The sequence below is a fragment of the Stenotrophomonas sp. SrG genome, from assembly GCF_050031795.1.
Classification (GTDB): Bacteria; Pseudomonadota; Gammaproteobacteria; order Xanthomonadales; family Xanthomonadaceae; genus Stenotrophomonas; species Stenotrophomonas rhizophila_A.
The window spans coordinates 1-334 of the sequence record NZ_JBNBBE010000057.1 but is presented as its reverse complement, the minus strand read 5'-3'; the positions used below and the strand labels follow the sequence as shown (position 1 = coordinate 334).

General features: G+C 73.4%; 1 pseudogene. It reads right to left on the bottom strand.

The window, feature by feature from the left end:
* Window positions 1–334 (bottom strand): annotated as a pseudogene (locus tag ACQG3P_RS18950) (usher protein); the annotation flags it as partial.

Sequence of the window (334 nt, the reverse complement as noted above, 5' to 3'; positions counted from 1 at the left end):
CGCTGCCGATATAGGTGAAGGTGGCTTCCACGCCCACCGGCAATGCGCTCACCCTGCCTGGCAACCGGAAGCGCTGCTGGGCAGGGCCGGGATGGGTCACCCGCACGCTGGCGTCGTGTGCGTGCCCGGGCGCATCCAGGACCTCCACCTGATGCCGCTGATAGCCGCTCAACGGCAGCAGGCGGCGTTGACCGGAGCGCAGCACCAGGCGGCGGCTGGCCCCGGCTTTTACCTCGGCGGCCGCGCCGTCGAACCCGCTGGCAGCGGCATCCTCGACGCAGACGGCCACGCCCGCGTCGGCACCGGGCGCGCCGCCCCAGAACACACCGCGCGG